This is a genomic window from Binatus sp. (SeqCode) (assembly GCF_049584895.1).
GTDB lineage: Bacteria > Desulfobacterota > Binatia > Binatales > Binataceae > Binatus.
In genome coordinates this window covers 1-9,865 of the sequence record NZ_JBAUYR010000091.1, presented here as the reverse complement: position 1 = coordinate 9,865, position 9,865 = coordinate 1, and the positions used below count along the sequence as shown (strand labels likewise).

The window sequence follows — 9,865 nt, the reverse complement described above, 5'->3', positions numbered from 1 at the left end:
TCGAGGTCAAAGCGACCAACGGCGACACCTTCCTGGGCGGCGAAGATTTCGATCAGCGCATCATGGATTACCTGGCCGACGAATTCCGCAAGGACCAGGGAATCGATCTGCGCAAAGATCGGATGGCGCTGCAGCGGCTGAAAGAAGCCGCAGAGAAGGCCAAGACCGAGTTGTCCACTGTCACCGAGACGGATATCAATCTACCCTTCGTCACCGCCGATCAATCCGGGCCCAAGCATCTCAACATGAAGCTGACGCGCGCGAAGCTCGAGGCGCTGTGCTCGGATCTGCTCGACCGGCTCGAGCCGCCATGCGTGACCGCGATGCGCGACGCGAGCCTCAAGGCGAGCGAGATCAACGAGATCGTGCTCGTCGGCGGCATGACCCGCATGCCCGCGGTGCAGGAGCGGGTGAAGCGCCTGTTCGGCAAAGAAGGGCATAAAGGCGTCAACCCGGACGAGGTCGTCGCGATTGGCGCCGCAATCCAGGCGGGCGTGCTGAAGGGCGAAGTCAAAGACGTCCTGCTGCTGGACGTGACTCCGCTGTCGCTCGGAATCGAAACGCTCGGCGGCGTGTTCACCAAGCTCATCGAGAAGAACACGACGATTCCGACGCGCAAGAGCCAGGTCTTTTCGACCGCGCAGGACAATCAGACGGCGGTGACGATTCGCGTCTTCCAGGGCGAGCGCGAGATGGCGTCGGACAACAAGCTGCTCGGCCAGTTCGACTTGATCGGAATTCCGCCGGCTCCGCGCGGGATGCCGCAGGTCGAGGTCACGTTCGACATCGACGCGAACGGAATCGTGAATGTGCATGCGAAGGACCTTGGCACCAACAAGGAGCAGTCGATCAAGATTACCGCGTCGTCGGGACTCAACGAGGAAGAGATCAAGAAGATGGTGCGCGAGGCCGAGGCGCATGCCGCCGAGGACCATTCGCGGCGTCAGCAGGCGGAAGCGCGCAACAAGCTCGACAACCTGATCTACACGACTGAGAAGACGCTCAAGGATCACGGCGCCGAGATTGACGAGGCCGGACGCAAGCAGGTCGAGGACGCGCTCGCGGAGGCTCGGACCAAGCTTGAATCCAAGGACGCCGACGAGATGAATCGCGCTGCCGAGGCATTGCAGAATGCGTCGCACAAGCTGGCCGAAGCGATGTACAGCAAGACCAAGGCGGGTGCAGGACCGCAAGCCGGCGCGGGCCCGCAGGATGGCGCCAGCGGTCAGAGTGGCTCCCAGAGCGGCAATGGCGAAGGCGGCGCGAAAGAAGACGTGGTCGATGCCGATTACAAAGAAGTTAAAGATCAATAATGATCAACGGGGCCGCGCGAGCGGCCCCGTTCGTATCGCGCTGCCAATGGCATCGACATGGACGTTCGCATAGAATCTTCCAGCGATGCCGCCTGCAAATAAGCGCGATTACTACGAAGTCCTCGGCGTCAATCGCGGCGCCGGCGAAGCCGAACTGAAGAAAGCCTACCGCACTCTCGCGATTCAGTTTCACCCCGATCGAAATCCCGGCAACAAAGACGCCGAGGAACGCTTCAAGGAACTCAACGAGGCGTACCAGGTCCTTTCCGATCCTGAGCGGCGGGCGCAGTATGACCGTTTTGGTCACGCTGCGTTCCAGGGACCGCAGGGCGGGCCGGGCGGATTCGGCGGTTTCGATTTCAGCCAGGGCTTCGAAGAAGTTTTCTCCGACATTTTTGGCGATTTCTTCGGTACCGGCCGCGGACGATCGCGTTCGCGCACTCGGCGCGGCGACGATCTGCGCTATGATCTCGAAATTGAATTCGAAGACGCGGCGCGCGGAATCGAGAAAGTCGTAAAGTTCCAGCGCCTCACTCAATGCGAGGCGTGCAACGGCACTCGCGCTCGCGGCGGCTCGAGCGGCGCACGGCAATGCCCCAATTGTCGCGGCAGCGGCCAGGTGCGCACACAGCAGGGATTCTTTTCGATCTCGACGACGTGCGGACAGTGTCGCGGCGAGGGCATGATCATTTCCGACCCGTGCCCCAAGTGCCAGGGGCAGGGACGAATCCGCAAAGCCGAATCGCTCGCGGTTAAAATTCCGCCGGGCGTCGACAACGGTTCGCGCCTAAAGCTGCGCGGCGAGGGCGAGGCCGGCTACGGCGGCGGACCGCAGGGCGATCTGTACGTGGTCATCCACGTCAAAGAGCATGAGATGTTCGTGCGCCAGGACAATGACGTGATTATCGAAGCGCCGATCAGCTTCCCGCAAGCGGCAGTCGGTACCGAGATAGAAGTGCCGACGCTCGACGGCAAAGTGAAACTCAAGATTCCGCCAGCCACGCAATCGGGAAAAATTCTGCGCCTCAAGGGCAAGGGCATCGTCGATCTTCACGGCTACGGACGCGGCGATCAGCTCATCAAGATAATCGTCGAGACTCCGCGCAGCTTGACCGCGCGCCAGCGCGAACTGCTCGAGGAATTCGCCAAGCTCGACGGCAAAGCCGTCAACCATCCGCTCTCCAAGGGCTTCGTGGACAAGCTCAAAGAGATGTTCGGCTAGTTCGAATACTCGCCGCGTAGTATCCCGACAGATAAGCAGTTACGAAAATCGCCGATTGCGCGATCAACCCTCTTGACGCTGGACCGAGAGGAATTATTTTTTTCTCGAACAGCGGTTCCAAACTTTCATTCATCAGGAGGTTCTTATGGCACTGCTAAGGTATTCATCGAATTTGGATCCTATGGCCGGCCTGCTTGCTCTGCAGAGCGACCTGGAGCGCTTCCTGCGCAATCCCGGCTATGGTCTCGGCGTTTCGGCCTCGGGTGGTTTTCCGCCGGTAAACATCTTTGACGCCGGCGACGGCGTAGCTGTGATAGCCGAGATTCCAGGGATCGATCCAAAAAGTATCAACGTGTCCGGACAGGGTCACACGCTGACTATCCAGGGTGAGCGTCGGCGCGAAACCTCAACTGAGGCGACTGGCTATCACCGCCGCGAGCGATCGTTCGGGGAGTTTTCGAGGTCGATCCAGTTGCCCGAGCAACTCGATATCGACAAAGCGGCCGCCTCTTACGACGCCGGAATACTAACTGTGAAAATTCCGAAGGCGGAAGCCGCAAAGCCGCGTCAGATCGCTGTAAACCCGGCCTAGATTACAAATCTTCAAGTTTAGAAATCTCTCAAAGGAGGAAGCGAACATGACTGAGCAGGAAATCGCCACCAGGGAAAAGCAGCAGGTGCAAGGCCAGGAGAAGACCCGCGCTGGACGTTTCTTTCTGCCCGAAGTCGATATTCTGGAGCAGAGCGACTCGCTGAAACTCTTTGCTGACATGCCGGGCGTCAAACAGAGCGACGTCGAGGTGACTCTCAATAATGGCGTGCTTACGATAGTGGGAACGGTATCGACGGAGGTTTACCAGAAGCTCACGCCGCTCTACACCGAGTATAACGTCGGAAACTATTTCCGGCAGTTCGAATTGAATGAAGACATCGATGCGCAGCGAATTAATGCCTCGATGAAGGACGGCGTGCTCGAGCTGACGCTGCCGAAGAGCGAACGCACACGGCCGCGGCGAATTGAGGTCAACGCGCGCTGAGCGTTCGTCCCAGCGCATCGAACAGAGCTGCGCGCATCACGCCGGCCGGCGGCGCGACTCGATTGAACAGCTTGAACGCGAGCTCGCCCTGATTTATCAGCATCCCGGCGCCGTCGGCCGCATGCCGGCCGGCGGCGAGGGCGGGCTTCATGAACTCGGTCGGCTCCCGCGAGTAAATCAGATCGTAAAACAAGCAATCGGCGGGGGTTGAATCGTAATCGAGCCGCGCGAATCGCCCGGTTGTCAGGCCCATCGAGGTCGCGTTGATGATCAATCGCGCGTCTGCCAGCAGCTCGGAGTCCATCAGCGCGTCCAGCCCGCTAGGCTCGCCCGCCGCGCGCGCACCCTTAGCTGAAAAGCGCCGCGCGAGTGCTGCCGCACGGGCAGGAGTGCGATTCGCGATCACGACGCGGCTCGCGCCCAGCCGAATGCATGCGAGCACCGACGACGCCGCGCCGCCACCCGCGCCGATCACGACTGCGAGCCGCGCGCGCAACTCGCATCCGAGATCGCGCAGGTCACGCTCGAGTCCGCGCGCGTCGGTATTGTCGCCGCGGAGCACGCCGCGCCGATTCACGACGCAGTTGACCGCGCCCAACATCCCCGCCTCCCCGCTTAGATCTTTTATCAGCCGCGCCGCAGCTTCCTTGTGCGGCACCGTAAGATTCACGCCGATGATTCCGAGCGCAGGAATCGCGCGAAGCGCAGGCGCGAGATTGCCGGGCGTGACGCGAAACGCCGCATACGTGCGGCTCATCCCGAGCGCCGCGTAGGCAGCATTGTGCATCGCGGGTGATTTGGAATGTCCGACGGGATCGCCAAAAATTCCCGCGACCGCGATGTCGCGATTGATTGCCAATCGAAATCAGCTCGCGAGGGGATGCGCGGCGCGCTCGGCGCGCACCTCTTCCGCGGTGAATACCCAGCTATACTTCAACCCCGCGCGTGCGAAGGCTTCGACCGCGCCTTCGCCGCGTTCGACCAGCGCGATTGCCGCGATTACGTTTGCGCCCGCCTCGCGCATCGCGGCGACAGCCTGCAGGCTTGAGCCGCCGGTCGTGATCGTATCGTCGATCACCGCGGTCTTCAGTCCCGGCTTGAATGCGCCTTCCACGATTTGTTGCAGCCCGTGCTGCTTGGTTTCCTTGCGCACGAAAAAGCCGCGAAGGTCAACGGTGTTGCGATGCGCCGCGGCCATAACGGCGTCCGTCACCGGCAACGCGCCGGCAGCCATTCCGCCGATTTGCTTGACGCCCGCCGCGGTTGCGAGTTCAAGCACCAGTTCTCCGGCGAGATACGCACCGCGCGGCAGGTACAGCGTGCGTTTGCAATCGACATAGTAGTTGGACGCGCGGCCTGACGAGAGTGTGAGTTGTCGCTCGAAATACGACTCGCGGGCAAGCATCGCCAGCAATTCGCGGCGTTCTTCAGATTTCATAGTTGAAGCGGATATTAACGGATGTGGCGCGCGGCACAAGAGCGATATAATTCGGATCGCGCTAGTGCTAGCCTCAAAGATGCGCGAAGGGAACAATGTGAGGTCCGTCGGGTACCCAAAGGAGAGATAGCGATTCGCCATGAGTCCCGTGACTCGGGCGCTACGCGATATAAGTGATAAGCAACGATTCACCCCGTGTGATCGGAACCGGCACCGCGTTACCCTCCAACTACGTCGATCAGGAACAGCTGACCTCACGCCTTCGGGAGCTTTGGGAAAAGCGGTGGTCGGATCTGCGCCGGTTCGACAAAATCCAGGGAGCGCTCGGAATCACCGGGCGTCATCTCGCCTTGCCGATCGAGCAATACATCCCGCTCGACACCTTCGCTAAGACCAACGAAGCATGGACGCGGGTTGCGCCCGAAGTCGGTACCGCAGCCGCTGAAATCGCGCTCAAGCGCGCCGGCGTGAAGGCTCGCGAAGTCGATCATCTGTTCTTCGTCACCGTCACCGGCATCGCCGTGCCGAGCATCGACACCCGCGTCATCAGCGCGCTCGGGATGCGCAAGGAAATCAAGCGCACTCCCATCTTTGGACTGGGATGTGTCGCGGGAGCGGCGGGCACTGCTCGCGCTGCCGACTACATTCGTGCGTATCCGTCGGAAGTCGCGATGCTGTTGTCGGTCGAGCTGTGCTCGCTGACGCTGCAGCGCGAGGATCTTTCGATCGCGAACATCGTAGCGTCCGGGCTCTTCGGCGACGGCGCTGCTGCGATGCTGATAGGCGGCAATGCCAACGCGGAGGCCGGTCCGCAGGTACAAGCGACGCGCTCGCTCGTGTTTCCGAACACCGAAGAAATACTAGGCTGGGAGATCGTCGATAGCGGATTCAAAATCGTTCTGTCGTCGAAACTCACCGACCTCGTCCGCGCCAACATCCTCGACGAAGTTGATTCGTTCCTTGCAACGCAAAAAATCGATCGCTCGCATATCAAGCATTGGATCGCGCACGCGGGTGGTCCAAAGGTGCTCGAAACTCTCGAAGGCGCGCTTGCGCTGCCAGAGGGCGCGCTTGCGCGTTCGTGGCGCTCGCTGCAATCGGTCGGAAATCTTTCGTCCGCGTCGGTGATGTTCATCCTGGACGAACTGCTGGAAGACAACGAAGCCGCTCCCGGCGACTACGGCCTGATCCTCGGGATGGGTCCCGGCTTCTCGGTCGAGTTGGTACTGCTGAAGTGGTGATCTCGCTGAAGTCGTGATCTCGCTCCGCACTTATCTGATCCTCCTCGCGATCCTCGTCGTCGAGCGAATCTTCGAACTGGATCGCGCACGCCGCAACGCGCACCGCGCGTTCCAGCACGGCGCGGTCGAAGTTGGGCAGGCGCACTATCGCGTGATGGTCGCGTTTCACACGCTGTTCATCGCGTCGTGCGCAGTAGAGGCGATATTTTTCCCACACTCTCTGCCGCGCGCAGTCCCGTGGATCGCGCTGCTCGCTGAAATCGTCGCGCAGGCGCTTCGGTACTGGGCAGTCGCGACGCTTGGGGATCGATGGAACACGCGAATCATCGTGAGCCCGGACCGCGCGCCCGCGACTAACGGCCCGTACCGCTTCATGCGTCATCCCAACTACCTTGCGGTGGTGATCGAGATCGCAGCCGTGCCGTTGATCGGCGGCGCGATCTTTACCGCGATCGCATTCTCGATCGGCAACGCATTGATTCTCGCGGTACGAATCCCCGCCGAAGAGCGCGCGATGGGTGGGCGTTATGCCGACGCGCTGGGCTCGCGCCGCCGCTTCTTTCCTGGACTGCGACACGGCTAAGATAGCCGCGTTTTTTCGCACCGTTCCTCTTCTTCTACGCGATCATCTTCTTCCTCTTGCGTTATTCTTCGTCCTGCTCGAAATCCCACCCAATCAAACTAACGAGCAGGGCCATGAACGCCAGCTCGGGCTGCATCTGCATCAGCATGCAGCGAGACGAGCACGGGGACGATCGCGCCGCCGACATTTCACCGCGACGATGGTCGAGTCGGTGGCGTAGAACTCGTCGGGGTCGCGATTCCCAGCCCGGGCACCGGTATCGCGAAACCGCAGGCACGATTATCTAGAGTAAGCCGAGCGTCACGAACGCGCAGTGCGGCGCAAAGTAGTCTAGAAGCGCGAGGCTGGACTATACTTAAGAAACCGGAACTCGCTCTTCGGCATAGCGGTTTCGGCTGGACGGCTAAGTTAAGATCCGAGAGTCAGATGGGGACGCAGACCTTCCGATTCGTAATTGTCTTCATAGCGGTTGGTGTTCAAGTCGGCCTAATCGTCCTGGGCATGGGTGGCCTTGGTTCTTCGCTCATCCGGCGCTTAAAACGCTGGCGGTTGTTGGCCTCGTGCTCCTGGTCGTGTCGATATTCACCGAGGGAAGTCTGAGCCCGGGTGAGCGTTAAGATCGTGACAACCGCTGGGTTCTCATAGCTTTTGGATCCCTCTCACTGCTTGTCTCCTATCTCCCGCCATACACGGACCGGATAGGGTTCTGGACGATCGACGGCGAAACCACTCGATGGATTGGCGTCGTGCTCTTTGCTGTCGGCGGCGCGATTCGCTTGTGGCCGGTTTCGTGCTCGGCAACCGGTTCAGTGGCCTGGTCGCGATCCAGCCGGGTCATAAACTAGTCATCAGCGGAATCTATAGCGTCATCCGCAATCCGAGCTACCTGGGGTTGCTCATTATGACGATGGGATTGGCACTGGCTTTTCGCTCGTTGGTAGGAGTGCTGATCACCGTCTGCCTTATACCACCGCTCATCGCACGCATGCGCGCGGAAGAGGCGCTCCTGCGCTCGCAGTTCGGCGCCGAATTCGATGCCTACTGCGCGCGCACTTCGCGACTTATCCCGGGGGTGTACTAAATCGTGTCCGACACGCCCGGGATGAACAGCGGCTCCATCGCGTAGTGCTCGACGTCGGCTTCCATCTCGGCCCGCGCCGGCGCCGTCGCTTTCATGCTCGCGGCGTCGAGAATGTCGCGCAGGAGCGTCGCGTCGCTCGACGAGTTCAGGAACAGCCCCGGCCGGCTGAGTACGAAATGCACCCCGCGGCGAATCGCCTCGCGGTCGCGCAGCGGCTCGTACCAGCTGAATTTGCGGCCGTCGCCATTCTGCCAGCGTCGTCGCGCCACCGACTTGATCGTCTGGGTCGCCACGCCTCGCTCGCGGCAGACTTTGAGCAGCGCCTCGACGTCTTCCTCATATGATTTGATATCGAGCATCGTGAAATTGTACGGGAACAGCACGGAGTCGAACGCGAACCGCTCCAGGCTGCGGCGATGCATCGCGGCGACCTGCGAGCCGTGACCGGTAACGCCGATAAACCGCACCAGCCCCTGCGTTCGCGCTTCGACCAGAGCCTCGAGCGCGCCGCCCGCTCCGAGGGCAGTCGTCCATTCATTCTCGGCGACCAGGTTGTGCATCTGGATCAGGTCGACCTGATCGACGCGCAGTCGCTCGAGCGATCGATGTAGGCTGTCGCGAGCGCCCTGATAGGTGCGGTCGCCGGTTTTGGTGGCAAGGAAAAATCGCTTCCGATGCTCGCGCATCCACGGACCGATTCGCAATTCCGATTCGCCGTACGACGCCGCAGTATCGATATGATTGATGCCGTATTCGAGCAGCACCTCGAGCACGCCGTCAGCCTTATCCTGCTTCATCCCGCCGAGCGCGGCGGCACCGAAAAGAACGCGCGTGCTCTGATGCCCGGTTTTCCCGAACGGACTTGTCTCGATCACGATGCCACCTCGCGCTGAAATATTCGGTTTCGTGATCTTAGCGCGTTGCCGAAGATTATTCACGAACCGATCATCGATGCGTAATCTCGCAAAACTCTTGCGCTTGCTCTATGTACGTGGAGAGATCGAATTGAGGAATTAACTTAGATGGGGCCAACAGGCAAAGCTATTTTTCTGACCAAGGGCGTCGGCAGGCATCGTGAGAAACTCACTTCGTTCGAGCTCGCGCTGCGCGACGCGCGAATCGCCGAGTTCAATCTGGTTCGCGTGAGCTCGATTTTCCCGCCCGGCTGCAAAGTCATCTCGATCCAGGACGGTTTGAAGACCCTGACCCCGGGACAGATCGTTTACACCGTCATGTACGACAACTCGACCGACGAGCCGCATCGCCTGATGGCGACCTCGGTCGGCCTCGCGATTCCGGCTGACAAGGATCAGTACGGCTACCTGTCAGAGCATAAGAGTTTCGGGCAGACCGACGAGAAGGCCGGCGACTATGCCGAGGACCTGGCCGCGACGATGCTCGCGACGGCGCTCGGCGTGGACTTCGATCCCAACGTCAGCTACGACGAACGCAAGGATGTGTGGAAGCTGTCGGATAAAATCGTGACGACGCGGAACATCACGCAGTCGGCGATCGGAGATCGCGACGGTCTATGGACGACGGTCGTCACCGCCGCGGTATTTGTGAATCTGCCGACGACGGACAAACAGCCGGGATGAACATGGGTATCGAAGAGCTCGAAAAGCGGATCACGGTGCTCGAGGATATCGAGGCGATCAAGAAGCTCAAGGCCCGCTACTGCGCTATTTGCGACGAGGATCACAATCCAGCGAAAATCACCGCGCTGTTCGCGCCTGACGGTATCTGGGAAGGCGCGGGCGTCGGCGTGCATCAGGGGCATGACGCGATTCGCAAACTGTTCCAGGGATTCCAGGAACGGATCAGCTTCTCGCAGCATAACGTGATGAATCCGATCATCGATGTCGATGGCGATCGCGCCACCGGCATCTGGTACTTCATCGGGCCGTTCACGATGCGCAGCGGAAATCGCGCGATGTGGCTCGGCGCGCG

General features: G+C 60.6%; 11 protein-coding genes and 1 pseudogene. 9 read left to right on the top strand and 3 right to left on the bottom strand.

The window, feature by feature from the left end:
• From dnaK to WB650_RS16195, 4 genes are all read left to right on the top strand, one after another.
• Nucleotides 1-1,313: molecular chaperone DnaK (dnaK, locus tag WB650_RS16210; protein ID WP_423961207.1), on the top strand; the 1,313-nt coding region annotated here is incomplete at its 5' end.
• A gap of 85 nt (nt 1,314-1,398) precedes the next feature.
• Nucleotides 1,399-2,535 (top strand): molecular chaperone DnaJ, encoded by a 1,137-nt coding sequence (gene dnaJ, locus WB650_RS16205; RefSeq protein WP_422306267.1) that lies wholly within the window; start codon nt 1,399-1,401, stop codon nt 2,533-2,535.
• A 145-nt stretch (nt 2,536-2,680) separates the two neighbouring features.
• Entirely contained in the window at nt 2,681-3,127 is a 447-nt protein-coding gene (locus WB650_RS16200; protein WP_422306265.1) for an Hsp20/alpha crystallin family protein, read from the top strand.
• A 46-nt stretch (nt 3,128-3,173) separates the two neighbouring features.
• Nucleotides 3,174-3,572 carry an Hsp20/alpha crystallin family protein gene (locus tag WB650_RS16195; protein WP_423961204.1) on the top strand — a complete coding sequence of 133 codons (399 nt, stop codon included), beginning with the start codon at nt 3,174-3,176 and terminating at the stop codon, nt 3,570-3,572.
• Here the strand turns inward: WB650_RS16195 and aroE are convergent.
• Both aroE and pyrE read right to left on the bottom strand, forming a co-directional pair.
• Nucleotides 3,559-4,431 carry a shikimate dehydrogenase gene (aroE, locus tag WB650_RS16190; RefSeq protein WP_422306261.1) on the bottom strand — a complete coding sequence of 291 codons (873 nt, stop codon included), beginning with the start codon at nt 4,429-4,431 and terminating at the stop codon, nt 3,559-3,561. The two genes, WB650_RS16195 and aroE, sit on opposite strands and share 14 nt — an antisense overlap.
• Nucleotides 4,432-4,437: 6 nt before the next feature.
• Entirely contained in the window at nt 4,438-5,010 is a 573-nt protein-coding gene (gene pyrE, locus WB650_RS16185) for an orotate phosphoribosyltransferase (protein WP_422306259.1), read from the bottom strand.
• A gap of 173 nt (nt 5,011-5,183) precedes the next feature.
• Here pyrE and WB650_RS16180 point away from each other — a divergent pair, with 173 nt between their 5' ends.
• From WB650_RS16180 to WB650_RS16170, 3 genes and pseudogenes are all read left to right on the top strand, one after another.
• Nucleotides 5,184-6,251, top strand: a complete 1,068-nt coding sequence (locus tag WB650_RS16180; RefSeq protein ID WP_423961203.1) for a type III polyketide synthase — start codon at nt 5,184-5,186, stop codon at nt 6,249-6,251.
• Between the two features lie 13 nt (nt 6,252-6,264).
• Nucleotides 6,265-6,834: an isoprenylcysteine carboxyl methyltransferase family protein gene (locus WB650_RS16175; protein ID WP_422306257.1), complete on the top strand. Its 570-nt coding sequence runs from the start codon at nt 6,265-6,267 to the stop codon at nt 6,832-6,834.
• A 426-nt stretch (nt 6,835-7,260) separates the two neighbouring features.
• Nucleotides 7,261-7,915, top strand: a pseudogene (locus WB650_RS16170) (methyltransferase family protein).
• Here WB650_RS16170 and WB650_RS16165 read toward each other — a convergent pair.
• Nucleotides 7,912-8,790 carry an aldo/keto reductase gene (locus WB650_RS16165; RefSeq protein WP_422306255.1) on the bottom strand — a complete coding sequence of 293 codons (879 nt, stop codon included), beginning with the start codon at nt 8,788-8,790 and terminating at the stop codon, nt 7,912-7,914. The pseudogene WB650_RS16170 and the gene WB650_RS16165 overlap by 4 nt on opposite strands.
• Before the next feature lie 147 nt (nt 8,791-8,937).
• Between WB650_RS16165 and WB650_RS16160 the strand changes: the two genes are divergently transcribed.
• Together WB650_RS16160 and WB650_RS16155 are read left to right on the top strand one after the other, a co-directional pair.
• Complete coding sequence (locus WB650_RS16160) at nt 8,938-9,513, top strand: pyruvoyl-dependent arginine decarboxylase (protein WP_422306253.1); 576 nt, start codon at nt 8,938-8,940, stop codon at nt 9,511-9,513.
• Between the two features lie 2 nt (nt 9,514-9,515).
• The coding region (locus WB650_RS16155) for a nuclear transport factor 2 family protein (RefSeq protein WP_423961201.1) at nt 9,516-9,865 on the top strand (350 nt) is incomplete at its 3' end.